22 protein-coding genes and 2 tRNA genes are annotated in these 24,848 nt (G+C 73.4%); 15 read left to right on the forward strand and 9 right to left on the reverse strand.

Annotated elements, in window-relative coordinates; all coding sequences use genetic code 11:
• Positions 1-2 precede the first annotated feature (2 nt).
• Positions 3-602 (reverse strand): ATP-dependent Clp protease proteolytic subunit, encoded by a 600-nt coding sequence (locus FXF60_RS06190; RefSeq protein WP_151524593.1) that lies wholly within the window; start codon positions 600-602, stop codon positions 3-5.
• A 245-nt stretch (positions 603-847) separates the two neighbouring features.
• On the opposite strand from FXF60_RS06190, the gene FXF60_RS06195 reads away from it, so the two are divergent.
• Complete coding sequence (locus tag FXF60_RS06195) at positions 848-1,780, forward strand: DMT family transporter (RefSeq protein WP_151524595.1); 933 nt, start codon at positions 848-850, stop codon at positions 1,778-1,780.
• 110 nt (positions 1,781-1,890) lie between these two features.
• On the opposite strand, the gene tig is transcribed toward FXF60_RS06195, so the two are convergent.
• Together tig and FXF60_RS06205 are read right to left on the reverse strand one after the other, a co-directional pair.
• A complete protein-coding gene (gene tig, locus FXF60_RS06200; RefSeq protein ID WP_151524597.1) occupies positions 1,891-3,288 on the reverse strand; it encodes a trigger factor in 1,398 nt (465 codons plus the stop codon).
• Positions 3,289-3,382: 94 nt separating this feature from the next.
• Positions 3,383-3,459: transfer RNA gene (locus tag FXF60_RS06205), tRNA-Pro, on the reverse strand.
• Between the two features lie 81 nt (positions 3,460-3,540).
• Between FXF60_RS06205 and FXF60_RS06210 the strand changes: the two genes are divergently transcribed.
• Positions 3,541-3,614: transfer RNA gene (locus FXF60_RS06210), tRNA-Gly, on the forward strand.
• 17 nt (positions 3,615-3,631) lie between these two features.
• Here FXF60_RS06210 and FXF60_RS06215 read toward each other — a convergent pair.
• Together FXF60_RS06215 and FXF60_RS06220 are read right to left on the reverse strand one after the other, a co-directional pair.
• Entirely contained in the window at positions 3,632-4,189 is a 558-nt protein-coding gene (locus tag FXF60_RS06215; protein WP_151524599.1) for an NADPH-dependent FMN reductase, read from the reverse strand.
• A gap of 24 nt (positions 4,190-4,213) precedes the next feature.
• On the reverse strand, positions 4,214-5,257 hold the full coding sequence (locus FXF60_RS06220; RefSeq protein ID WP_202879574.1) for a DNA polymerase IV: 1,044 nt from the start codon (positions 5,255-5,257) through the stop codon (positions 4,214-4,216).
• 47 nt (positions 5,258-5,304) lie between these two features.
• On the opposite strand from FXF60_RS06220, the gene FXF60_RS06225 reads away from it, so the two are divergent.
• Entirely contained in the window at positions 5,305-5,952 is a 648-nt protein-coding gene (locus FXF60_RS06225) for an SIMPL domain-containing protein (RefSeq protein WP_151524601.1), read from the forward strand.
• A 102-nt stretch (positions 5,953-6,054) separates the two neighbouring features.
• Positions 6,055-6,267 carry an antitoxin gene (locus FXF60_RS06230; RefSeq protein WP_151524603.1) on the forward strand — a complete coding sequence of 71 codons (213 nt, stop codon included), beginning with the start codon at positions 6,055-6,057 and terminating at the stop codon, positions 6,265-6,267.
• A 63-nt stretch (positions 6,268-6,330) separates the two neighbouring features.
• On the opposite strand, the gene FXF60_RS06235 is transcribed toward FXF60_RS06230, so the two are convergent.
• Complete coding sequence (locus tag FXF60_RS06235; protein WP_151524605.1) at positions 6,331-6,798, reverse strand: ribose-5-phosphate isomerase; 468 nt, start codon at positions 6,796-6,798, stop codon at positions 6,331-6,333.
• Between the two features lie 24 nt (positions 6,799-6,822).
• On the reverse strand, positions 6,823-7,467 hold the full coding sequence (locus tag FXF60_RS06240; protein ID WP_151524607.1) for a mycothiol-dependent nitroreductase Rv2466c family protein: 645 nt from the start codon (positions 7,465-7,467) through the stop codon (positions 6,823-6,825).
• 68 nt (positions 7,468-7,535) lie between these two features.
• On the opposite strand from FXF60_RS06240, the gene pepN reads away from it, so the two are divergent.
• Genes pepN through FXF60_RS06260 form a run of 4 tightly spaced genes read left to right on the forward strand, consistent with a single transcriptional unit; the run spans position 7,536 to position 12,425 of the window.
• Positions 7,536-10,112, forward strand: coding sequence for an aminopeptidase N (pepN, locus tag FXF60_RS06245; RefSeq protein WP_151524609.1), 2,577 nt, complete (start codon positions 7,536-7,538; stop codon positions 10,110-10,112).
• A gap of 19 nt (positions 10,113-10,131) precedes the next feature.
• Positions 10,132-10,908, forward strand: a complete 777-nt coding sequence (locus tag FXF60_RS06250) for a LamB/YcsF family protein (RefSeq protein ID WP_151524611.1) — start codon at positions 10,132-10,134, stop codon at positions 10,906-10,908.
• A gap of 39 nt (positions 10,909-10,947) precedes the next feature.
• Complete coding sequence (gene pxpB / locus FXF60_RS06255) at positions 10,948-11,529, forward strand: 5-oxoprolinase subunit PxpB (RefSeq protein WP_238335735.1); 582 nt, start codon at positions 10,948-10,950, stop codon at positions 11,527-11,529.
• Positions 11,526-12,425 (forward strand): 5-oxoprolinase subunit C family protein, encoded by a 900-nt coding sequence (locus FXF60_RS06260; protein WP_151524615.1) that lies wholly within the window; start codon positions 11,526-11,528, stop codon positions 12,423-12,425. Before pxpB ends, FXF60_RS06260 begins: the two co-directional genes overlap by 4 nt.
• Here FXF60_RS06260 and malQ read toward each other — a convergent pair.
• The gene (gene malQ / locus FXF60_RS06265) at positions 12,386-14,515 is read right to left on the reverse strand and encodes a 4-alpha-glucanotransferase (RefSeq protein WP_151524617.1); all 2,130 of its coding nucleotides are present in this window, start codon (positions 14,513-14,515) and stop codon (positions 12,386-12,388) included. The two genes, FXF60_RS06260 and malQ, sit on opposite strands and share 40 nt — an antisense overlap.
• 76 nt (positions 14,516-14,591) lie before the next feature.
• Here malQ and FXF60_RS06270 point away from each other — a divergent pair, with 76 nt between their 5' ends.
• From FXF60_RS06270 to FXF60_RS06285, 4 genes are all read left to right on the forward strand, one after another.
• Positions 14,592-15,497, forward strand: coding sequence for a mechanosensitive ion channel family protein (locus FXF60_RS06270; RefSeq protein ID WP_151524619.1), 906 nt, complete (start codon positions 14,592-14,594; stop codon positions 15,495-15,497).
• A 79-nt stretch (positions 15,498-15,576) separates the two neighbouring features.
• A complete protein-coding gene (locus tag FXF60_RS06275) occupies positions 15,577-16,080 on the forward strand; it encodes a SigE family RNA polymerase sigma factor (protein WP_151524621.1) in 504 nt (167 codons plus the stop codon).
• Positions 16,077-17,936: a hypothetical protein gene (locus tag FXF60_RS06280; RefSeq protein WP_151524623.1), complete on the forward strand. Its 1,860-nt coding sequence runs from the start codon at positions 16,077-16,079 to the stop codon at positions 17,934-17,936. The genes FXF60_RS06275 and FXF60_RS06280 overlap by 4 nt, the downstream gene beginning before the upstream one ends.
• Positions 17,937-17,957: 21 nt before the next feature.
• Positions 17,958-20,261, forward strand: coding sequence for a hypothetical protein (locus tag FXF60_RS06285; RefSeq protein WP_151524626.1), 2,304 nt, complete (start codon positions 17,958-17,960; stop codon positions 20,259-20,261).
• Between the two features lie 11 nt (positions 20,262-20,272).
• On the opposite strand, the gene FXF60_RS06290 is transcribed toward FXF60_RS06285, so the two are convergent.
• Positions 20,273-22,078, reverse strand: coding sequence for an alpha-amylase family glycosyl hydrolase (locus tag FXF60_RS06290; RefSeq protein ID WP_238335736.1), 1,806 nt, complete (start codon positions 22,076-22,078; stop codon positions 20,273-20,275).
• A gap of 96 nt (positions 22,079-22,174) precedes the next feature.
• Between FXF60_RS06290 and FXF60_RS06295 the strand changes: the two genes are divergently transcribed.
• From FXF60_RS06295 to FXF60_RS06305, 3 genes are all read left to right on the forward strand, one after another.
• Entirely contained in the window at positions 22,175-22,585 is a 411-nt protein-coding gene (locus FXF60_RS06295; protein WP_151524630.1) for a globin, read from the forward strand.
• 256 nt (positions 22,586-22,841) lie between these two features.
• Positions 22,842-24,575, forward strand: coding sequence for a glycoside hydrolase family 13 protein (locus FXF60_RS06300; protein WP_151524632.1), 1,734 nt, complete (start codon positions 22,842-22,844; stop codon positions 24,573-24,575).
• On the forward strand, positions 24,572-24,844 hold the full coding sequence (locus FXF60_RS06305; protein WP_202879575.1) for a hypothetical protein: 273 nt from the start codon (positions 24,572-24,574) through the stop codon (positions 24,842-24,844). The genes FXF60_RS06300 and FXF60_RS06305 overlap by 4 nt, the downstream gene beginning before the upstream one ends.
• The last annotated feature ends 4 nt before the right edge of the window (positions 24,845-24,848 follow it).

Consider the following 24,848-nt stretch of genomic DNA (forward strand, 5'->3'; position numbering starts at 1 on the left):
GGTCAGGAGGTGGGTCCGGCGTCGCCGGAGCGCTCGTAGACGTGGTCGACGAAGCCGTACTCCTTGGCCTCGGCCGCGGTGAACCAGCGGTCCCGGTCGGAGTCGGTGGTGATCTGCTCCACGGTCTGGCCGGTGTGCTCGGCGATCAGCTCGGCCATCTGCTTCTTGATGTGCAGCATCTGCTCGGCCTGGATCTTGATGTCCGAGGCGGTGCCGCCGATGCCGCCGGAGGGCTGGTGCATCATCACCCGCGAGTGCGGGGTGGCGTACCGCTTGCCCGGCGCTCCCGCCGAGAGCAGGAACTGCCCCATCGAGGCGGCCAGGCCCATCGCCACGGTGGCCACGTCGTTCGGGATCCACTGCATGGTGTCGAAGATCGCCATGCCCGCGGTCACCGAGCCACCGGGTGAGTTGATGTAGAGCCAGATGTCCTTCTCCGGGTCCTCGGCGGCGAGCAGCAGCAGCTGGGCGCAGATCGCGTTGGCGTTCTCGTCGCGCACCTCCGACCCGAGGAAGATGATCCGCTCCTTGAGGAGGCGGTTGTAGATCTGGTCGTCGAGACCGGCGGGCGCCGGGCTCTCGGCCATCGTGATGTCAGTCATGCGCTGCTTTCCCTCGCTTCGTCCGGGGTATGCCGTGCGGCACGTGTGGCTTGTCAGTGACCCTAACGTCCGCCACCGCCGCGAAACTCCCCTGTCCGGGTCGTGTTCGCCGTGAGCGCACTCGGCCCCGACCGACCGACCACGCACTCTGCGTCGACCGACCGCGCACTCTGCGTCGACCGACCGCACACTTTGCGTCGACCGACCGCACACTCTGCGTCCGGCCGACGTGGGAGGCTTGGCCGGTGAACCTCACCACCCGCACCGACCGCACCTGGCTGGTCGCCCTGGCCGCCTCCCTCTGGGGACTGTCCGCCCTGTGGCGCGGTCCGTTGGCCCAGGAGCTGCCGTCGCTGGCCATCGTCTTCTGGGAGCACGTGCTCCTCACGCTGCTGCTCCTGCCGTGGCTGGTGCCCGCCGTGCGGCGGTTGCGGGCCGCCAGCCCGCGCACCCAGCTCTCGGTGCTGGTGATCGGGGCGGGCAGCTCGGCGCTGGCGACCACGCTGTTCACCGCGGCCTTCCGCCTCGGCGACCCCATCACCCCGCAGGTGCTGCAGAAGATGCAGCCCTTCATCGCCCTCGCCCTCGCGGCGCTGCTGCTCGGTGAACGGCTGCGACGCTCCTTCCTGCTCTTCCTGCTCCCGGCCGTGGTCGGCGCCTGGTTGATGACCTTCGCCGACCCGCTGGCGGTGACCGTGAGCTCGGCCCAGGCGGCCCTGCTCGCGCTCGGAGCCGCGGCGCTGTGGGCGTGCGGCACCGTCCTCGGGCGGGCGGCCAGCGCCGAGCTCCGGTTCGTGGACCTGACCTCGCTGCGCTTCACGGTGGGCCTGCTCACGCTCGCCGTCATCGCCGGCCTCACGAGCACCCCGCTGGCCGTCCCGCTCTCGGCGGCGCCCTCCATCCTGGCGCTGGCGCTGCTGCCGGGGCTGGCGGCGATGACGCTCTACTACCTGGCGCTGCGGCATACCCCGGCGTCCCGGGCGACCCTCGCCGAGCTGGCCTTCCCGCTCACCGCCGCCGCGGTGGGTGTGGTCGCCTTCGCGGCCCGGCCGGAGCCGAGCCAGTGGGTCGGGATGGCGCTGGTGGTCGCGTCGGTCGTGGCCCTGTCGATCCACGAGCGCCGCGCCGCGCAGCCCTCGGTCCGGGCGCGTCCGCTGGAGGTCAGCCGCCAGGCCTGAGCCGCCGCGCGACCACCCGGCCCGCACATGAGCAACGGAACTGCCCTGGCTCCACGGTCAGGACCGTGCAGCCAGGGCAGTTCGTCTGCTCATGTCGGGCCGGAGGGAGATCAGCCCTTCGTCGCGGGCTCCTCGGCGGCGTCCGCCTCGTTGACCTCGGCGTCGGCGACCTCGGCCTCGGCGTCACCGGCCTCCATCACCTGGTCGCCCGGCACGACGTCCTCGCCGTCGGCGTCCTCGTCGTCACCCTCGATGGCGTCCAGATCCACCACGTTGCCGTCGGTGTCGGTGACCGTGGCCTGCTCCAGCACGTTCGCGAGGGCCTTGCGGCGGCCGACCTCGGCCACCATCGCGGGCACCTGGTTCTGCTGGTCGATCTGCTGGGCGAACTGCTGCGCATCCATGCCGTACTGCTGGGCGGTCATCATGATGTACTCGATGAGCTCGCCCTGGTCGACCTCGACCTCGTCCCGCTTGACCAGCGCGTCGAGCAGGAACTGGGTCTGCATCGCCTTGGTCGTCGACTCGGTCACCTCGGCCCGGTGCTCGTCGTCCTCGAGCCGCTCCTCACCCTCCAGGTGACGGTGCACCTCGGCCTCGACGAGGCTGTCGGGCACCGGGATCTCGACCATGCCCAGCATGGCCTCGAGGACCTTGTCGCGGGCACCGACGCCCTGCTCGAAGCGCGCACCCTGCTCGGCCTGCTTGGCGAGGTCGGCGCGCAGCTCGTCCATGGTGTCGAACTGGCTGGCCAGCTGGGCGAACTCGTCGTCCAGCTCGGGCAGCTCCCGCTCCTTGGCGGCCTGCACCGTGACCGTGACGTCGGCGCTCTCGCCCTTGCGGTCACCACCGGCCAGCGGGGAGCTGAACTCGACGGTGTCGCCGACCTTGGTGCCCCGCAGCGCCGTGTCCAGGCCGTCGAGCATGGTGCCGGAGCCGATCTCGTAGGAGACGCCGGTGACGGAGTCGATCTCCTCGTCGCCGATCATGGCGGACAGGTCGATCGTGAGGTGGTCGCCGGTCTTGGCCTTGCGCTTGATCGGCGTGAGGGTGCCGAAACGCTCGCGCAGGTTGTCGATGCGGGTCTGGACGTCCTCCTCGCTGGCCTGGGCGGGGTCCACCTGGACCTCGATGCCGGAGAAGTCGGGCAGCTCGAACTGCGGCACGATGTCGACCTCGGCCTCGAAGGCCAGGTCCTGGCCGTCCTCCATCGGCAGCGAGGTGAGGTTGACCTCGGGCTGGGACAGCGGGGTGAGGTCGTTCTCGGTCATCGCCTGCGTGTAGTACTCCGGCAGTGCCTCGTTGACCGCCTCCTGCACCACCGCGCCGCGGCCGAACCGCTGGTCGATGATCCGGTTCGGCACCTTCCCCTTGCGGAAGCCGGGGATCTGGACGTTCGCGCCGATGCTCTTGTAGGCGGCGTCCAGGCGGGGCTGGAGGTCGGCGGCAGGGACCTCGACGGTCAGCTTGACCCGGGTCGGGGTCAGGGTCTCGACAGCGCTCTTCACTGCAGGTTGCTCCGTTGTCATGTCGGGGGTATGTCGTCTCTCGCCGGGCACAGGGACGGCCCGCGGCGAGCACGCGGATCAGCACCATGCTAGGTGGTCGGGGTAGCCGGATTCGAACCGGCGGCCTTCCGCTCCCAAAGCGGACGCGCTACCAAGCTGCGCCATACCCCGTCGTGGGCGGCGTCACGGACGCCGCGAGCAAGGGTTTAGACTAACTCCTCGGCCCGGCGCGACGGACATCGCGCGGGGCGCGCGGGTGTAGCTCAATGGTAGAGCCCCAGTCTTCCAAACTGGCTACGCGGGTTCGATTCCCGTCACCCGCTCCACCACGCCGCCGCACCCCTCAGCCCTGGCGAGCGACGGCTTCCTCGAGCTGGTCCAGGAGGGTCTCGAGCTCGCCGGCGCGGCGGTCGTTCGGCCGCACCTGCGCCCCGTCGAACTCGTCGAACCCGGACAGCGACACCTGCTGGCGGACCACGACCATGCTGAAGTTGGCCAGGATCTGCCGCCAGTGCTCGACCGCCCGCACCCCCGACTCCGCGCCGTAGGACACCAGCGCGGCCGCCTTGCCCTGCCACTCCGGGTAGAGCCAGTCGACGGCGTTCTTCAGCGCCCCGGGGACCGAGTGGTTGTACTCCGGCGTGACCAGGACGAAGCCGTCGCACGCGTCCACGGCGGCACTCCAGGCGTGCACGCTCTCGTGCGGGTACTGCTTCTTCGCCGCTCCCGGGATGGTCTCCCACTCCAGCAGCGGGACGTCGAAGCTCTTGAGGTCGATGAGCTCGAGCTCGACGGTCTCGCCGTCGCGCTCCCGCCCGGCAGCCTGCTCCTGCACCCACGCGGCGACGCTCTCCCCCTTGCGCCCGTCCCTGACTGACCCGATGACGATGCCGATCTTCATGACCACCATCCGACCACGAGTCGGTCAGTAGCCCTCCGGCGGGGGCACCATCTCGCCGCGGATCCCGAGCAGGCGCACCGGCCGGTCGTCCTCCAGCCTCCGGAACAGCGTGAAGGCGGTGTCCGCGAGCACGTCCGGGTCGGTGGTGGGCTCGGCCAGCTTGCGGCCGCGGGTGACGGTGAAGAAGGGCACGAAGCGGACCTTGAGGAAGACGCGCCGGACCGGGCGGCCCTCCTCCGCCACGTCGTCGACGACCCGGCGGGCGAGCTCGGCGAGCGCCTCCCGCACCTGCTCCGGTGAGGCCAGGTCCTGCTGGTATGTCGTCTCCCGCCCGCGTGCTCGCGGCACCCAGGGCGTGTCGTCCGGCCAGCGGCTCCCGCCGCCCCGCCCCAGCTCGGAGAGCCGCGGACCGCTGGTCGGCCCGAACTCGCCGGCCAGCACGGCGTCGTCGGCGTGCGCCAGCTCGGTGACGGTGTCGATCCCCAGCGACGCCAGGCGGGCCGCGATGCGGGACCCCACGCCCCAGAGAGCGGTGGTGGGCCGCTCACCCATGACCGGCAGCCAGCTCTCCTCGGTGAGCCGGTAGGTCCCCTGCGGCTTGCCGAACTCGGTGGCCGTCTTCGCGCGGACGAGGGTGTCGCCGATGCCGATCGAGCAGTGCAGCGACGTCCGCGCCAGCACGGCCGCCTGCAGGCCGAGCGCGACCTCGGTGACGTCGTCGGTCTCGACGCCCACGAAGGCCTCGTCCCACCCCAGCACCTGCACCACGGCACCCGGCCATGCCCGCAGCGTGGCCATGACCTGCTCGGACGCGTCCTCGTAGACGGGGAAGTCCACGGGCAGGAAGACCGCGTCGGGGCAGCGCCGGGCCGCCACCCGCAGCGGCATCCCGGAGCGGACCCCGTGCTCGCGCGCCTCGTAGGACGCGGTCGAGACCACCGCCCGCTCGGTCGGGTCGCCCCGGCCGCCGACCACGACCGGGCGCCCGACCAGCTCCGGCCGGCGCAGCAGCTCGACGGCAGCGAGGAACTGGTCCATGTCCACGTGGAGGACCCAGCGACGCGTCACGGGCCCAGTCTCCCCCGTTCGGCGGCGCGCCCGCCTACCCTGACGGCATGGATCTCCCCACCGCCTCCGACGGTCCGGACCAGCGGGACCCCGCCACCGACCGGATCGTGGTCACCGGGACCGGCCGGGCCGGGGCGACGCCCGACTCGGTCGTGCTCGACCTCTACCTGGAGGGCCACGGGTCCACGGTGGCCCAGGCGCTGCAAGCCCTGACCGCCGCGTCCCAGGCCTGCACCGACGCGCTCCCGGACCACCGGGTGCGCACCCACGGCCTGACCCTGCACCCGCGGCACGACCACCACGGCGCGCCCCGCGGGCATACCGCCGCGCAGTCGTTGCGGGTGGTGGCGCCCGACCCTGGGCGGGCCGGTGAGCTGGTGGCCGTCCTCGCCGAGGCGGTCGGCGACGCCCTGACGGTCCAGTCGCTGCGGCCGGAGGTGTCGGACGTGACGGCGCTCGAGGTCCGGGCGCGGGAGGCCGCGCTGCTCGACGCCCGACGCCGGGCGGAGGAGTATGCCGCGCTGGTCGACCGGGCGGTCGGCCGGGCCGTGACCATCGAGGAGCTGCCCGAGCACGCGGGGCCGGTCCCGGGAGACGCCGCGGCGATGAGCATGGAGGCCACCGGCCCACCGGTCGATGCCGCGGACCACGAGGTCCGGGTCCTGGTGCGGGTCGTCTGGGCCCTCACCGGCTGAGCCCGGGCCCGGGTCGACAGGTCCGGGCGGGTGTGGTTGCGTGGTCACGCACGACCGGTGCCCCGACCGGGGCGCCGGACCCGATGGGAAGGAGTTCGCGTCATGGGCTTCATGGACAAGGCCAAGGACATGGCCGGTCAGCATGACGAGAAGATCGACCAGGGCATCGAGCAGGGCGGTGACTTCGTCGACGACAAGACCGGTGGCGAGCACTCGGAGCACGTCGACAAGGCGCAGGACTTCGCGAACGACCAGGCCGACACGTTCGGTGGCGTCGAGGGCGGCGACGGCGAGGGCGAGGGCGACAAGGCCTGAGGCCCACCCGAGCGAGCCAGGCCCCCTCCCGGTGCATCCGGGAGGGGGCCTCGTCGTCTCCGCTCAGGGCAGCGGGGGCAGCGTCCCGTCGTCCTCGTAGTCGCGCATCATGTCGATCCGACGCTGGTGCCGCTCGTCCCCCGAGAACGGCGTGGCCAGGAAGGCCGCGACGATCGCCCGCCCCTCCTCCTGGGTATGCATCCGCGCACCGATCGCGACGACCTGGGCGTCGTTGTGCTCGCGCGTCAGCCGCGCCAGCTCGGGGTCGTAGGCCAGGCCGGCGCGGATCCCGGCCACCTTGTTCGCCGCCATCTGCTCGCCGTTGCCGGACCCACCCAGCACGACGCCGAGCGACCCGGGATCGCCGGCCACGGCCTCGGCGGCGCGCAGCACGAAGACGGGGTAGTCGTCCTGGGCGTCGAAGTCGGTCGGCCCGTGGTCGACCACCTCGTGGCCCTGCTCGGCCAGCCAGGTCACCAGGTCCCGCTGCATCTCGAACGCGGCGTGGTCACCGCCGATGTGCACCCGCACGTCGCCTCCTCGCCCAGCTGTCCGTCAGCTGAAGTCCGGGCCCACGCTGCGGGTCCGCTTGATCTCGTAGAAGCCGGGGGTGCCGGCGACGAGCAGGCACCCGTCCCACAGCCGCCCGGCGGCCTCCCCCTTGGGTGCCGGGGTGACGACCGGCCCGAAGAAGGCGACGTCCTCGACCTTGACGACCGGCGTGCCGACGTCGTCGCCGACCATGTCGATGGCTCGCTGGTGGCTCGCGCGCAGCGCCTCGTCGTGCTGGTCCGAGCTGCCGGCGCTCGCCAGGGACGCGTCCAGCCCGAGCTCGTCGAGCACCTCGGTGGTGATCGCCTCGAGGTCCTCGCTGCCCCGTCCGTCCAGGTGGATCCGCTGGCCGTAGGCGTCGTACATCGCCTTGCGCAGCTGGTTCGCCTCCTGCTCGGGCAGGTCGGCGGTGGCCGCGATGATGGTCCGGACCGGACCCCAGGCGCGGTCGAGCATGGCCCGGTAGTCCTCGTCGAGGTCGCGCCCCTCGTTGAGCACGGCCAGGCTCATCACCGACCAGGTGATCTCGAGGTCGCGCACCGCGGCGGCCTCCATCAGCCACCGCGAGGTCATCCACGCCCAGGGGCAGGCGGGGTCGAAGAACATCTCGGCGTGCGTCGTCTGGCCAGCGGTCTGGTGATCGGTCATGCGACCATCGTGTCACGGCATACCCTGGGCGCAGGCCCAGCCCCACCGCTCGACGAGGAGACATCTGCATGCCCGGCACCAACCTGACCCGTGACGAGGCGGCGGCCCGCTCGGGGATGATCCGCCTGGAGTCCTACGACATCGCGCTGGACCTCACCTGCGGGGCGGAGACCTTCGCCACGCGCAGCACGGTGCGTTTCACCTGCAGCGAGCCGGGCGGCTCCAGCTGGATCGACTTCGTCGGGGCCTCGGTGGAACGGGTGGTCCTCAACGGCACCGAGCTGGACCCGGCCACCGCCTGGGTCGACTCCCGGATCGCGCTGCCCGACCTGGCGGAGAGCAACGAGCTGACCGTCGAGGCGACGGGGGCCTACATGAACACCGGCGAGGGACTGCACCGCTTCGTGGACCCGGCCGACGGGGAGGTCTACCTCTACACCCAGTTCGAGGTCCCGGACAGCCGCCGCATGTATCCCGTCTTCGAGCAGCCGGACCTCAAGGCCACCTTCGCCTTCACGGTGACCGCCCCGGCGCACTGGCAGGTGATCTCGAACGAGCCGACGCCGGAGCCGGCGCCCGCGCCGGGGGCGCGCAACGCCGACGGCGTCCCCGCCGAGCAGGTCGCCACCTGGGCGTTCCCGGCGACGCCGCGCATCTCGTCCTACATCACGGCCCTGGTCGCCGGCCCCTACGACGTGGTGCGTGACTCGGTCACGACCCGCCAGGGGGAGGTGCCCCTGGGCGTCTTCTGCCGCCGGAGCCTCACCGAGCACCTGGACGCGGACAACATCCTGGACGTCACCAAGAAGGGCTTCGCCTTCTTCGAGGACGAGTTCGACTGCGCCTACCCGTTCACCAAGTACGACCAGATCTTCACGCCGGAGTACAACATGGGCGCGATGGAGAACGCCGGGTGCGTGACGATCGTGGAGAACTACGTCTTCCGCTCCAAGGTCACCGAGGCGATCGTCGAGCGGCGGGCGCTGACCATCCTGCACGAGCTGGCGCACATGTGGTTCGGGGATCTGGTGACCATGACGTGGTGGGACGACCTGTGGCTCAACGAGTCCTTCGCGGAGTGGGCCTCCACCACGGCCCAGGCCGAGGCGACGGAGTGGAAGGACGCCTGGACCACCTTCGGCACCGCCGAGAAGGCCTGGGCCTACAAGCAGGACCAGCTCTCGTCCACCCACCCGGTCGCGGCGGACATGGTGGACCTGGCCGCGGTCGAGGTGAACTTCGACGGCATCACGTATGCCAAGGGCGCCTCGGTGCTCAAGCAGCTGGTCGCCTACGTCGGACGTGAACCGTTCCGGGACGGGCTCCGGGCCTACTTCGCCAAGCACGCGTGGGGCAACACGACGCTGCGCGACCTGCTGGCCGAGCTGGAGGCGACCAGCGGCCGTGACCTGACCTCGTGGAGCGAGGTCTGGCTGGAGACCGCCGGCGTCAACACGCTCGCCCCGCAGGTCGACGTCGCGCAGGACGGGACGATCACCGAGCTCACCCTGGTGCAGACCACGCCGGAGGAGCACCCGACCCAGCGACCCCACCGGTTGGCCGTGGGGTGCTACGACCTGACCGGCGGCGTGCTGCGGCGCACCCGACGGGTCGAGCTGGACGTCGACGGCGAGCGCACAGCGGTCACCGAGCTGGTCGGCCAGCCGATGCCGGACCTGCTCCTCGTCAACGACGACGACCTGGCCTACGCCAAGGTGCGCCTCGACGAGCGGTCGCTGGCGACGGCGCTGCAGCACATCCGTGGGATCGAGGACTCGCTCGCCCGCGCCCTGGTCCTCGGTGCCGCCTGGGACATGACGCGGGACGGCGAGATGTCCGCGAGCGACTACGTCCGGCTGGTCCTGACGGCGCTGCCGGGAGAGACGGACTCCACCCTGCTCCGGGTGCTCATCCAGCAGGTGAGCGCCGCGGCGCTCACCTACACCGCCCCCGCCCACCGCCGCGCGGTCGTGGCGGAGCTGACGGCCGGCCTGCGGGAGGCCGCGACCGACGCCGAGGGAGGCAGCGACGCCCAGCTGCAGCTGGTCACCGCGTGGGCCTCCTTCGCCCGGTCCGAGCAGGACCTCACCCTGGTGCGCGAGCTGCTGGGCGGCGAGCGCGAGCTGGCCGGCCTGACCGTCGACCAGGACATGCGCTGGACCCTCCTCACCGCGCTCGCGACCGCGGGCGCCGTGGGCGAGGAGGAGATCGCCGCCGAGCGGGAGCGGGACAACACCGCCACCGGGCACGAGAAGGCCGCCCGCGCCCGGGCCGCGCAGCCCTCCCCCGAGGCCAAGGAGAAGGCCTGGGTCGACGCGGTGGAGACGGCCGGACTGTCCAACTCGGTACTCGCCGCGATGGCCCTCGGCTTCGGGCGGGTCCACGAGGAGGCCCTGCTCGAGCCGTTCGTCGAGCGCTACCACGGCGTGGTGAACCAGGTGTGGGACGAGCGCACCCATCACATCGCGGAGTCCCTGGCCATCGGCTTCTACCCGCTCGCCCTGGCCAGCCCGACCCTGCTGGAGGCCAGCGAGAGCTGGCTGGCGGCCAACCCCGACGCCTCGAACAGCCTGCGTCGGACCATCTCCGAGAACCGTGACGCGGTGGCGCGTGCGGTGGCGGCCCAGGCGGCCGACGCCGGCTGACGCGACGGGCGGAACCCCGATGACGCAGATCGACCTCAACGCGGACCTGGGCGAGAGCTTCGGTCGGTGGCAGCTCGGCGACGACGACGCCCTCCTCGAGGTCGTCACCAGCGCCAACGTCGCCTGCGGCTTCCACGCCGGGGACCCCGGCGTGCTCCGCCACGCGTGCGAGGGTGCGGTCGCCCGCGAAGTGGTCGTCGGCGCCCAGGTCGGCTACCGCGACCTGGCGGGCTTCGGTCGCCGCTTCCTGGACATGACGCCGGCCGAGCTCACCGACGACGTGATCTACCAGATCGGGGCCCTGGAGGCGCTGGCCCGGGTGGCCGGCACCCGGGTGGGCTACGTCAAGCCGCACGGGGCCCTCTACAACGCCATCGTGCACCACGAGGAGCAGGCCGGTGCCGTCGTCGCGGCGGTGCGGGCCTACGACCCCGCCCTGCCGGTGCTCGGGCTGCCCGGGTCCGCCTGGCTGCGGCAGGCCGAGGAGGCGGGCCTGCGCCCGGTCCCGGAGGCCTTCGCCGACCGGGCTTACACCCCCGAGGGGACCCTGGTGTCACGCCGGGAAGCCGGTGCGGTGCTGGACGACCCGGACGAGATCGCCCAGCGGTGCGTCCGGATCGCCACCGAGGGCACCGTCACCGCGGTGGACGGCACCGAGGTCCCGGTGTCGGCCGAGTCCCTGTGCGTCCACGGCGACAGTCCGGGGGCCGTCGCGGTCGCCCGCGCGGTGCGCTCGGCGCTCGAGGCCGCCGGGGTGGCAGCCCGTCCCTTCGTCGCGGCCGGGACCCGGGCCTAGGCGATGCGCTGCCTCCCGTGCGGGGACGTCGGGCTCCTCGTGGAGCTCGACGACCTGCCGCAGGTGCTGGCCCTGCACGCCGCCCTGGAGCAGGCACCGCCCCCGGGCGTGATCGACCTGGTGCCGGCCGCGAGGACGCTGCTGCTGCAGCTCGATCCCGCGCAGACGGCTGTCGACGCCGTCGCCGAGCAGGTCCGGTCGGTCTCGGTCCGTCCCGGGGCAGCACCGGTGGCGGGTCGGGTGGAGCTGCCCGTGGTCTACGACGGCAGCGACCTGGCCGAGGTCGCCGAGCTCACCGGCCTGTCCACCGAGGAGGTCGTGGCCGCGCACACCGGTCAGGAGTGGACCGTCGCCTTCTGCGGCTTCTCGCCGGGCTTCGGCTATCTCGTCGGCGAGGACGAGCGGCTGCACGTCCCGCGGCGCAGCACACCGCGCACCCGGGTGCCCGCGGGTGCCGTCGGCCTCGCCGGGGAGTTCGGCGGCGTCTACCCGCGGGAGTCGCCGGGTGGGTGGCAGCTGATCGGGCGCACCGACGCCACCCTCTGGGACGTCGACCGTGACCCGCCCGCGCTGCTCGTGCCCGGCACGCAGGTGCGCTTCGTGCGGCAGGACGCGTCATGAGCGCCGACGTCCGCCCGCCGGAGCACGCGCTCGAGGTCGTGCGCTCCGGTCCCGCCGCGACGGTGCAGGACCTCGGCCGACCTGGCCTCGCGCACCTCGGGGTCGGCCGGTCCGGGGCGGCGGACCGGCCCTCGCTGCGGCTGGCCAACCGGCTGCTCGGCAACGACGAGGGGGCGGCGGCGGTCGAGGTGACCGTGGGCGGTCTGTCGGTGACCTGCGCGGGCGGAGCCTTCGTCGCGCTCACCGGCGCCCCCTGCCCGGCCACGGTGGACGGCCGCCCGGTCCCGCTCAACAGCGTCCTGTGGCTCCCGGACGGCGCCGAGCTCGAGCTGGGTATGCCCGCCGTCGGCCTGCGCAGCTACCTCGCGGTGCGCGGCGGCCTCGAGGTGGCGCCGGTGCTGGGGTCCCGCTCCCGGGACACGCTGGCCGGGCTCGGCCCGGACCCCCTCACCGCGGGGATGCGCCTGCCGGTCGGCCCGGCGCCGGCCGGCGACCCGCTCGTGGACACCGCACCGCTCGACCCGCCCACCGGCGGGGAGATCACCCTGCGCGTCCGGCTGGGGCCCCGCGAGGACTGGTTCTCCCCCGGGGCCGCGCGGACGCTGCTCGGGCAGGCATACCAGGTGAGCGCCGACTCCGACCGGGTCGGCGCCCGGCTCGAGGGCGACCCGCTGGAGCGAGCGGGCGACGACGACCGGGAGCTGCCGAGCGAGGGGATGGTGCTCGGCAGCCTGCAGGTGCCTCCCTCCGGGCAGCCGACGATCTTGCTGGCGGACCACCCCGTCACCGGGGGCTACCCGGTCATCGGGGTCGTGGACGCCCGGGACGTCGCGGCGGCGGCCCAGGCGCGTCCGGGTCAGACGGTGCGCTTCGTGCCCACGGCCCGCGCGAGCTGACGCGCGGAGCGCCAGGTCACCAGCTCCTCGAGCAGCACCGGACGGCCCTCCGGCCCGGCCAGCGGGATCCGCCAGTTCGGGTACTCCTCGTCGGTGCCGGGCTGGTTGATGACGCGCTTGTCCCCCGCGAGGTCGCTGACGCTGACGCCCAGCAGCTTGGCGGGCGTCCGGGTCAGGAACGCGTGCAGCGCCCGCACCTGCTCGGTCACGTCCGCGCCCTCGCCGAGCAGGCCGCGCCGGCGCAGGTCGGCCAGCACCTCCTCGCGCGAGCTGGCCTCCTCGGCCAGCTCCTCCTCCAGCGAGCGGTCCAGCAGCCCCAGCCGGGAGCGGAGGTCGACGTGCACCCCCTCCAGGTAGCCGGCGGTCGGAGGCAGGTCGTGCGTGGTCACCGTGGCCAGGCACAGCTCCCGGTAGGCCTCCGGGTCCAGCAGCCTGCCGTCACCGTCCCAGTCCCGCTCGAACCAGAGGATCGAGGTGCCCATGACACCGCGCTCGCGCAGGTAGTCGCGCACCCAGGGCTCGACCGTGCCCAGGTCCTCGCCGATGACGACGGCCCCCGCGCGGTGCGCCTCCAGCAGCAGGATGCCGATCATCGCCTCGTGGTCGTAGCGCACGTAGGTGCCCTGGAACGGCTCGGCACCCTCGGGGATCCACCACAGCCGGAACAGGCCGATGACGTGGTCCACCCGCAATCCGCCGCTCTCCCGCAGCGCCGCCCGCACCATCTCGCGGTAGGGGGCATACCCGAGCTCGGCGAGCTTGTCCGGTCGCCACGGCGGCTGCGACCAGTCCTGACCGAGCTGGTTGTACTGGTCCGCCGGGGCCCCGACCGTGACCCCGCGGGCCAGCGCGTCGCCCAGCCCCCAGGCGTCCGCGCCGTCGGGGTGGACCCCCACCGCCAGGTCCGAGATCACCCCCAGGGACATCCCGCTGTCGAGCAGGTCGCGCTGCACCCGGGCGAGCTGCTCGTCCAGCACCCACTGCAGCCAGCAGTGGAACTCCACCTCGGCGCAGTGCTCCTGCCGGTAGGCCTCCACCTCGGGGCTCCGGGCGTCCTGCAGCTCCTCGGGCCACTGCCGCCACCAGGTGCCGTGCTCCTGGCTGATGGCGCACCACGTGGCGAAGTCGACCAGGCCCTGGCCCTCGCGCTCCACGTAGGCGTGCAGGGCGCGCGAGCGACGCAGCGAGCGCGGCTGGCGGTAGATCAACCGGAGCGCGGCCTCCTTCGCCGTCCAGACGCCGTCCCGGTCGAGCAGGTCCAGGTCGAGGTAGCGCTGCGCGTCGTCCGCGTGCCACTCGATGAGCTGGCGCTGGGCGGCGGAGAGGTAGGCGACCTCGGGCACGTCCTCGACCCGGATGTAGATCGGGTTGACGAACCGGCGACTGGTCGGCAGGTAGGGGGAGGGCTCCATCTCCCCCACCGGCTCGGCCGCGTGCAGCGGGTTGACCAGCACGAAGTCCGCGCCCAACCCGGCGGCCCAGGCCCCGGCCTCGGCCAGGTCCGCGAGGTCGCCGAGGCCCCAGGAGGCACCTGAGCGCATGGCATACAGCTGCGTCATCAGGCCCCAGCTCTGTGCCTTCTCCTCGGCGAGCCCGGTCGGCAGCTCGAGCCGGGGTGGGGTCACCACGAGCGGCATCCGGGCCTGCTGGCCACCGGCCTCGACCATCACCTCGTGCCAGCCGAGGGGCAGGTCCACCGGGACGTCGAGCCGCACCCGGCTGACCTCCGCACCGGCGACCCTCCCGCGCTCCGGCTCGCCGGGGACCAGACCCAGCTCCTGCTCGGCCCCGTCCTCGGTGCGCAGCCGTGCGGTGGGCCGCTCGCCGTCGCGCAGGTGCACGGGCACGTCCGCCCGCTCGCCCCGCGCGATCACCAGCACGGGGGGCAGCAGACGGCGCCACTCCCGCTCCTGCGCCCGGGCCAGCTCACGCCCGACGAAGTCGCCGCTCACGTCCACCCCGAGGGCGGCCAGGACCGCCACCACCGTGTCGTCCGGGACCTCGGTGTGCTGTCCCTGCCAGTCCCAGAACTCGGTGGCGATGCCGTAGGCGGCCGCCAGGTGGGCCAGTGCGGGCGTGCGCTGCGTCACAGGGGTGGGACCTCTCGGGCGGGGCGTGTTCGGCCCCAGTCTGTCAGCACACCGCCGCGGGTCCACAATGGCAGGCATGCCTGTTCTCGACCTGCCCTTCGACACGTGGGAATCGACCGCGGACTGGCTGCTCGGTGCGCCGCTGCGGGTCGCCCTCATCCTGCTCTTCGCCATCCTCGCCCGGTGGGCCGCGCACCGGGCCATCCGCGGCGTCGTCTCGCGCGCGGTGGTGCGCGCGGACGAGGCCGAGCGCTCCTCGCTGGAGCGGGTCTTCGACTCGGCCACCGGGGTGCAGCGCGAGCGCCGCCGCCAGCGCGCCCTGACCATGGGCTCGCTGCTGCGCAGCGTCGCGACCTTCGTCATCGCCGGCGTCGCGCTGCTCACCATCATGGCCGAGCTGGGCATGCCGCTGGCCCCCCTGCTGACCAGCGCGGGCATCGGCGGCGTGGCGATCGGCTTCGGCGCCCAGTCGCTGGTCAAGGACTTCCTGTCGGGGATCTTCATGATCATCGAGGACCAGTACGGCGTCGGCGACATGGTGGACACCGGCGAGGCCGTGGGGACCGTCGAGGAGGTCACCCTGCGGGTGACCCGGCTGCGCGACGCCAGCGGGGTCGTGTGGTTCATCCGCAACGGGGAGATCATCCGGATCGGCAACAAGAGCCACGGGTGGGCGGTCGCGACCATCGACATCCCGGTCGCCTACGACGAGGACCCGGCCACCGTCCTCCCCCTGCTGCGCGAGACGGTCGCGGAGGTGTATGCCGATCCCCAGTGGTCGGACAAGCTGCTCGAGGAGCCGTCGGTCGCCGGGGTGGAGTCGGTCTCCGGCGGCACGATGACGCTGCGGGTCTTCGCCAAGTGCCGCCCCGGTGAGCAATGGGGCGTCCCCCGGGTGATCCGCGAGCGCGCCAAGGAGCGCTTCGACGCCGAGGGCGTCCGCGGCCCGCGGATCTCGCCCTTCGGGGACGCCCAGGTCTGACACCGGACGGCCGGCGGCCCGCCGCCGTGACAACCCCGCAGAGCACCTCGGTCGTCTGTCCGGGCATGGAGGTGTCTGCATGACGGGTGAACCGTTCACCGAGTTCGTGCTGGCGCACGGGCACCGGCTGCACCGCACCGCGGTGCTGCTCACCCGGGACCCGCACGCCGCGCACGACCTGCTGCAGGAGTCGCTGCTCAAGGCCTGGCGCGCCTGGGGTCGGGTCACCGACAACCCCGAGGCGTATGTCCGCACGATCCTGCTGCGCGAGTTCCTCACCGCTCGCCGGCGCCGCTGGCACGGCGAGGTGCCCACCGAGACGCTGCCCGAGACCGCGCCCGAGCACGGGCTCGACACCGCGGCCGAGCTCGACCTCGCGCGCGCCGTCGGCGACCTGCCGGCGCAGCAGCGCGCGGTGGTGGTCCTGCGCTACTTCCACGACCTCACGGTCGCCGACACCGCCCGGACCATGGGCATCTCCGAGGGAACCGTGAAGTCGCACCACTCGCGCGCCCTGGCGGCGCTGCGGATCAGTGAGCACCTGGACGACGACGTCGTCAGCGAAGGGAGGGAGCAGCGATGACTCCCACGACCGAGGACCTGCGCACCACGCTCCAGGCGATGGCGGACGCCCACCCCGCCCCCGCCCCCGCCGACCTGCTCGATGAGCTGCGGGCCGAGCGCACCGCCCGTCGCACCCGCCGCGGATGGCTGGCCGCCGCCGGTGTCGCCGCGGCCGCCGTCGCCGCCGTCACCCTCACCCAGGTGTGGCCGGACCCGACCGCGACCGGACCGGCCGACGAGCCCACCGGTGTCGAGCCGGGGTGGGAGCTCACCGACGGCGAGGCGCCGGAGTTCTCCGGCGGGCTGCACCTGCTGGACTCGACCCCGCTGGACACCTCGGGGCCGGCGACCGTGCCTGCCACGGGCAGCGACGCCCAGCGCTACGCCCTGCTCTGGTGCGACACCGGCCCGGCCCTGGAGGACCCGGCCGTGGACCGGCCAGGCCTGGAGCTCGACCCTGCGGGTGCGCAGACCGTGTCGATCCCCTGCCTGCCGCGCGACGGCATCCCGGAGGACGTCTCACCGGTGGCCCTCCCCCCGTCGGACCAGGGGTGGGAGGCGACCTGGCAGGGTGACCTCCCCGCCGCCGCCGACGCCGTCCTGGGGATCTACGAGGAGGCGGAGCACGCCGACTACCCCTTCCCGGGCTGGCCGGACCCTCCGCTCACCGCTCCCGAGCCGGGTGCGGACGAGGTGTCGATCGACGCGTCCATGCCCCTGAGCGCCCAGCCGGTGCAGGCGGGTTTCGAGGGCAGCATGATGGCGCACGCGACGGACGTCACGCTCGGCCCGGACAGCGAGATCGAGCTGTGGACCGGCGTCCCGGGCCGGATCCGGGTGTGGGTCGACGGCGTGCTGGTCACCGACGACGGGGATGACCGGTGGTCCGCCGCCGACCCCGGGTTGCGGGGCGGCGCCTGGACCGCCTTCGAGGCGGGCGCGCGGCATACCCTCAGCCTGCCGGAGGAGGTGGGTGGCGAGGGTCGCACGGTCCGGGTCTCCGCCCTCGCCTCGCACGACGCCGCCTGGCAGGTCCGGGTCACCGGTGCCGACGGGCCGCAGCCCGCGGAGGCCGCAGTCCCTCCGCTCGACCCCGCGGCGGTGCCCGACGGGGTCCCGGAGTGGTCCGGCGGGATGCACCGACTCGGCGTCTGGGAGCTGCCCACCGACGGCACGGTGGCCGAGCTCGAGCTGCCCCGGTCGGTGCAGGGTCAGGAGGTGACCTGGCTGCCCTTCTGCCCCGGCGCGGAGCCCGCGACCCTCGGCATGGCGACGATCACCGTCGGCGACGACCCACGGCCGGAGCGCGGGTGCGCCGACCCGGAGCTCGGGTTCGGCTTCGTGGGGAACCAGCTCGACCTGTCCGAGGTGCCCGAGGGCAGCAGCGTGCGGGTGGGCCTGCCGTCGGTGATCGAGCAGGAGACGGGTCTGGTCGCGGCCTACGGGCCGGTGGCCTTCGAGGACTTCGACCACGCCGCGGCCGTGTCGCGCGACTGGGCGTTCTCGGCAGAGTCGGTCCTGCGCGCCGAACCCGAGGTGGTGGCCAGGCTGAGCCTGGCGGACCTCGACGCGGACGGCAGCGCCACCCTCGTCGTGCCGGCGGGTGCGTCGATCCTGCGGGCCACCTCGGAGGGCGTGGGCCGCGTGCACGTCTGGCACGAGGGCCGCACGGTGCTCGACCCCAACGCCCTCTCGGCCTCGGCGCGGCTGGCGGGTGAGCAGTGGTGGACCGCCTGGACCGACGACCCGTCCACCCAGCTGGTCGGCACCCATCTCGAGCGGACGGTCTCGGCCGGTGACGAGCTCGAGATCACCGTCGAGGGCTACGAGGACGGCAGTCTCACCCTCGAGCTGCTCGCACGGGCGGACGGCTGACCCATTTGTCAGACTGAGCCCATGGCAGGGAGGCCAGCAGACGCCGGCTCCGGCACCGCGGAGCTCGTGAGCACGCACGGTGCCGGGCTGCACCGCGTCGCTGCCATGCTCACCGGCGACACCGACATGGCCACCCGCCTCACCGGGCTCACGCTGGCGCAGGCACCCGAGACCTCGAGCCGGCAGCAGCTGCTGCAGCGCCTGGTCCGGGCCTACGTGCGCACCGCGCCACGGCGTCGGGAGAAGACGCTGCCGGTCGGGACGGGTGACCCTGGGGACGTCGTCGCGCGGCTGGCTCCGCGCGCCCGCGCTGCGAGCGTGCTGCGCCTGGTCGAAGGGGCCAGCGTCGCCGACGTCGCCACGGCGCTGCGGCTCGCACCGGAGAGGATCGCGCGGCTCGTCCCCGAGCAGGAGGGGGTCGACGTCGCGCTGGAGGCGCTGGCTCACCGGCACGCGCTGACCGGAGACCGGCTGGAGAGCGAGCTCGGGACCGCCGTGGCCCAGGCGCCGCCGGAGCCGCCGCCCCGTGACCGGCGGTGGTGGTGGGCGGCAGCGGCCGCGGTGCCGCTCGCCGTGCTGGGTGGGTATGCGCTCTCCCTCGACGGTGAGGAGGAGAGCGCCCCCGCCCCGACCTTCGTCGAGGCGGCCGGCGAGCCCGTGACGGATCTCACCGAGGCCGGCTTCGAGCTGCGCGATGACGGCACCCCGCCTAACGGCGCGGCCGGCCTGACCCTGGTCGAGACCATCGACCTGTCCCCCGGCGGCACCCAGCAGGTCGAACTGGACACGGACGACGTCCGGTTCCAAGGGCAGAGCGCGATGTTCGCCGTCCTGTGGTGCGACATGCCCCCGGCGGACGACCCCAACCTCGAGCCGCCGGGCGGGATCGTCTCGGTGGCGGGCGAACGCATACCCGTGCCGTGCGCGGGGCGGGACGCCGGCCCACCGGTGACCACGGGTCACGTGGTCACCCTCCCGCCGCAGGGCTCGGCGACGGTCGAGGTCAGCGGGGACATCCCGGGTGACGGGGGCGCGGTGCTCGGGCTCTACGCCGAGCCCCCGGACGTCTTCCAGACGCCGCTGCCGGACGGCAACCTGACCGACGCGCCGCCGGTGCCCGACGGCGCGGCGCTCGTCGAGGACCAGGCGTTGATGCCCTACGGCCCGCAGTCGGCCACCCGCATCGTCCAGGCGGTGGAGCTGACGCCGGACAGCACGATCAGGGTCTGGGCCGGCCGGACCGGGGCGGTCTCGGTGGCCGTGGACGGCCACCCGGTGACCGACGACGGCGACCTGGCCGGGATGATGACGGACGAGCAGCCCGACTGGCACGACCAGCTCCCGGACGTGCGCGACGGCCGCTGGTCCACCTACGTCCCGGGTCAGCAACGGGAGTTCGCGCTGCCGGCCGATCTGCTGCCCGCCCGCGGAGAGCGCCGGGATGCCGTCGTCGAGGTCACGACGGAGGCGGGCGCCGAGCACCTGCAGGTCGTCGCCACCCAGGCGGGGCGTGCGGCCCTCGACCTGTCTCCCGCGACGCAGGTCCTCGCGCCCGACCTCCCCGAGCTGGTCTCCGGCCACCGGCTGGTCGGTGCGTGGGAGCTGCCCACGGACGCCCACGTCCGCGAGCTGGAGTCCTCCCCGCCGGACCCGGACGAGCTGAGGTGGGTGATGCTGATGCCGTCGGACGCCGCGCGGGGACGCATGTGGTGGAGCCCCTTCTCCGGGGAGGGACTGCTGCAGCGCGGCCGCCACGCGATGCCGATCTGGACGATGTCCGAGGTGGCCGAGGTCACCCAGTGGCTCACGACGGCGCGTGCCGAGCCCCTCCCCGGGATGAGCGCGGACGACCCCCTGCAGGCCGCCGCGCCCGCGACGCGCGGCGCCGCGCCTGCCGTGCTGCTCGCCTACGCACCCGTGCCCTACCAGGACTTCGACTTCTCGGCGGCCGCCGTCCCCGAGCACGCCTGGCCCACCGGCGGGGAGCGCGGCCTCTCGCGGTACGGCTTCGGCGACGACCCGCTGGAGACGCTGGGCCCCGAGGACCTGGACGAGAGCGGCACCGCACGGGTAGAGCTGCCGAGCGGCGGCTTCGGCGTCGGCGCCCGGATCAGCACCGAGGGCGAGGGCCGGATCCGCTTCCTCATCCATGACAAGCCGGTCGACGAGCTGAACGGCACCGACGGCTGGTGGTCCAGCTGGACCGACGAGCCGGTGACGACGGAGACCGGCCTCGTCTACGGCTACGGCGGGACCCTCGAGATCCCGCTGACGATCATCGTGGAGGACTACGAGGAGTTCACCATCGAGCTGCTCCGCAACTGAGCGGCCGCAGGTCACGCGTCCTGCGACAGGACAAGGGCTGCGTAGGGACCCACGCTGAGCAGCGCGCTGTCCGCCAGACCGTCCCACGGTCGGGGCTCGGTGTCCGTGTCGTGGGCGTGCACCGCGCCGAGACCCGGGCCGTAGGACGGCGCGTCGGTGTTGCAGCGGACCCGCCACCGGCCACCCCGCGGCAGCCCGAGGCGCACGTCGCGCCGCGTGTGGGTCGTGAGGTTCACGACCACCACGACATCGTCCCCGGGGCCACCCCGATCCCACCGGTGGTAGGCGAGCAGCCCGGCGTCCGCGCGCAGGACGTGGGTATGCCTGCCGCGTAGCCCCCGGGTGGTACCGGCCACGTCGCGACGCAGCAGGACCAGGTGCCGGACCAGGTGCAGGAAGGGCGCCCGGTGGTCGGCCTTGGACCAGTCGACCGGGCGGGTGTCGGTGAACCAGCCGTCCTCCAGCACGTCCTGGCCCTGGAAGAGCATGGGGATCCCCGGCGCGGTCAGCGTCAGTGCCAGCCCGAGCGCCGAGCGGGTGCGCGAGTGCCACGAGTCCGCTCGCCCGGGCATGATCTGCTCCGGCAGACGGGCGCGCCCGTTGGCGACCTCGTCGTGCGACTCGGTGTAGACCACGCGCTCGTGCAGGGGGCCGCCCTCTCCCAGCACCGCCGCGGCGACGGCCCGCACGTCACGGTGGGCGTCGTCGACGGCCTCCAGCGCACCTCGGACCGCGTGCACGAAACCGGCGTCCCACTGGCTGTGGAAACCCAGCCCACCCTCCTGCGGGGAGCGGGTGACCGCGGGGTCGCGCTGCATGTCCTCGGCCACCAGCAGCTTCCACGGCTGGCGCGAGCGCAGGTCCGTCGTGAGCGCTGCGAGGTAACGGTCACCGGCCGCGATGTGGTGGGCGGGGTCGCGCACGTCACCCCACCGCGAGCGCACGAAGTTCGTGCCGTCGAAGCGCAGCCCGTCGACCCGGAAGTCCTCCAGCCACATGACGGCCGAGTCGCGCAGGAAGTTGCGCACCGCCTTGCGGTCGTAGTTCGGCCGGGTGGCGCCCCACGGGGTGAGCGCCCGGCGGTCGTTGTAGAAGAACGCACCGCCGTAACGGCGTCTCCCGGCGGCGCCGTCGAAGCGCCACAGGTGCGGCCCGTCCGGACCCACGTGGTTGTGCACGACGTCCAGGAGCACGGCGATGCCCCGGGCGTGCGCCTCCCGCACGAAGCGGGCGAAGGCCCACGGCCCGCCGTAGCTGGACTCGATGGCATACAGCTGCGAGGGGTTGTATCCCCAGCTCGTCGCGGAGGCGAACTCGAAGGGCGGCATCACCTCCACCGCGGTGACCCCGAGCCAGGCGAGGTGGTCGAGTCGGCTGATGGCGGTGTCGAAGGTGCCGGGCGCCCCGCCCGTGGCGGCGAAGGTGGGCACGTGCAGCTCGTAGACCACGAGGTCGTCCCAGCCCGGGGCCCGGAAGCGCTCCCCGCCCCAGTCGATCCGCCGCGGGTCGAAGACCACCGACGCTCCCCGCGCACCCGTGACCTGCCGGGCGCACGGGTCCTGTCGCGAGAGGTAGGGGCCGCCGCGGCGCACGAGGAAGCGGTAGTGGCTGCCCGCACCCGCCCCGGGGACGAAGGCCGACCAGGTGCCGGAGCGGTGGTGGTCTCTCGCGAGCGCGGTGCGCCGCCGGTGGTCCCACCCGCAGAAGTCACCCACCACCGCGACCTGCCGTGCCTGCGGTGCCCACACCCGGAAGGTCACCCCGTCGTCGTGCGGCACCGCGCCCATACCGGGATAGGACGAGGATCTGGCCGGCACGGACCCGAGCCTAGGGGGCGGGACCGACAGCCCGGTAAACCGGCGACCCGCGCCACGGCCTCGTCCCGGTCCTGCCCGGTTTGGCACCATGGGCGGGTGACCCAGCCCTCCCCCGACAGCCCTACGACCGTCTACGAGCGGGTCGGTGGCCACGACACCTTCGTCGCCCTGGTGCGCGAGTTCTACCGCGGCGTCGCCCAGGACCCGCCGCTGCGCGACCTCTACCCGGAGGAGGACCTGGCGGCCGCCGAGGTGCGGCTGCGCATGTTCCTGGAGCAGTACTGGGGCGGCCCCACCACCTACTCCGAGCAGCGCGGCCACCCCCGCCTGCGCATGCGGCACCACCCCTTCCGGGTCACCCCGGCGCAGCGCGACCGGTGGCTGCACCACATGAACGCCGCGCTCGACACCGTCAGCGACCGGATGACGCCGCTGGACGAGCAGCAGATGCGGGCCTACATGGCGCACGCCGCCCAGGCCATGGTCAACACGCTCGCCGAGGACTGACCGACCGCGCACTGTGTCGCGACCGACCGCGCACTGTGTCGCGACCGACCGCGCACTTTGTCGCGACCGACCGCGCACTTTGTCGCGACCGACCGCGCACTATGTCGCGACCGACCGCGCACTTTGCGCGCATACTGTGCGGTCGGTCCACGCAAACCGTGCGGCCGGTCCACGCAAACCGTGCGGTTGGTCCACGCAAACCGTGCGGTCGGTCGATTTGCGCGGGCGGGGGAGCCGCGGCATAGCGTTGCCCCTCGTGACTCACGCCCCCTCGACCCACGACGCGCCCTGGTGGCGCCACGCCGTCATCTACCAGGTCTACCCCCGCAGCTTCGCCGACTCGGGCGGCGACGGCGTGGGCGACCTGCCGGGCATCACCTCGAGGCTGCCCTACCTCGCCGAGCTCGGCGTGGACGCGATCTGGATCAGCCCGTTCTACCGCTCCCCCATGGCCGACGCGGGGTATGACGTCGCGGACTACCGCGACATCGACCCGGTCTTCGGCGACCTGGGCGACGCCGACGCGCTGATCGCGACGTCGCACGAGCTGGGGCTGCGGGTGCTCATCGACCTCGTGCCCAACCACACCAGCGACGAGCACGCGTGGTTCGAGCAGGCCCTGTCGGCGGCGCCGGGCAGCCCGGAGCGGGAGCGCTACATCTTCCGGGACGGGCGCGGTGACGGCAGCGAGCCCCCCAACGACTGGCAGAGCGTCTTCGGGGGGATCGCGTGGACCCGGGTGGAGGAGCCGGACGGCACCCCCGGGCAGTGGTACCTGCACCTCTTCGACGCCAAGCAGCCGGACCTCAACTGGCACAAACCCGAGGTGGTCGAGGAGTTCCACGCCATCCTGCGCTTCTGGCTGGACCGCGGCGTCGACGGCTTCCGGGTCGACGTGGCGCACTCGCTGGTCAAGGACCCGGAGCTGCCGGACTGGCAGGAGCGGGCCGTGATGGCCGGCGCCGACGACGAGCCGCTGGTGCACGGCAACCTGGGGCCGATGTGGGACCAGGACGGTGTGCACGAGATCTACCGCCGGTGGCGCACGGTGCTCGACTCCTACAACCCCGAGGGCGACCCGGACCTGGACCGCATCCTGTGCGCCGAGGCGTGGCTCCCGACGCAGCAGCGCACCATGGCCTACGTCCGGTCCGACGAGATGCACCAGGCCTTCAACTTCCACTACCTGCAGACCCCGTGGCGGGCCGCCGACCAGCGTGAGGTCATCGAGGCCTCGCTGGTGGCCGCCGAGGAGGTCGGGGCCCCCACCACCTGGGTGCTGTCCAACCACGACGTGGTCCGGCACGCCTCGCGGATGGGCCTGCCGGTCGGCTCACCGCGGCCCAACGGGATCGGCGCCGAGGACCCCCAGCCGAACGCCGTCCTCGGGCTGCGCCGGGCGCGCGCGGCCACCACGATGATGCTCGCGCTGCCCGGGTCGGCCTACGTCTACAACGGCGAGGAGCTGGGGCTGCCGGACCACACGGCGCTGCCCGACGAGGTGCGGCAGGACCCGGCCTTCCACCGGACGCGCGGCGAGGAGACCGGCCGCGACGGGTGCCGCGTCCCGATGCCGTGGGTCGCGGGCCAGCCCTCCTTCGGCTTCGGGACCGGCGAGGGGACGGACGCGGAGCCGTGGTTGCCGCAGCCGCTGCTCTACGGCTCGTTGTCCGTCGACCGGCAGCAGGGGGTCGACGGGTCCACGCTCGAGCTCTACCGCACCCTCCTGGGTCTGCGGCGCGAGCACGACCTGGGCGTCGGCGGGCTGGAGTGGGTCACCGAGCTGGCCAGTATGCCGCTTCCCGCCGACGTCCTCGCCTTCACCAACGCGCGGGGGGACGGACCCGCGGTCACGGTGGTGACGAACTTCGGCTCTGCCCCGGTGGTGCTGCCGGAGGACGCCGAGGTGCTGGTCTGCAGCGGCCGGCTGCACGCCGGCGAGGACGGCCGTCGGGTGCTGCACCAGGACACGACGGTGTGGCTGGCATGACCATCGGTCGGCAGGCCCGCCGGGCCGAGCAGCTCCCCCGGCTGCAGGAGCAGTTCCCCGACGACACCGACGCGGCGGTGCAGGTCCTGGACCTGCTCGAGCTGGCCTGGCACGACTGCTACGGCGAGGTGGCGCCACCCGCCGCCGTGCTGGACGACGTGCTCACCCTGGCCGGTGGCACGGTGGAGGGGCTGGTCGGCGCCGCCCATCTGGCGGTCACCGACAGCCGCGACCTCAGGATGGCCGCGCAACGGGCACGACAGGGCTGAGACG

Origin of the sequence: Serinicoccus kebangsaanensis (assembly GCF_008919445.1) — a bacterium.
Taxonomy (GTDB): Bacteria; Actinomycetota; Actinomycetes; order Actinomycetales; family Dermatophilaceae; genus Ornithinicoccus; species Ornithinicoccus kebangsaanensis.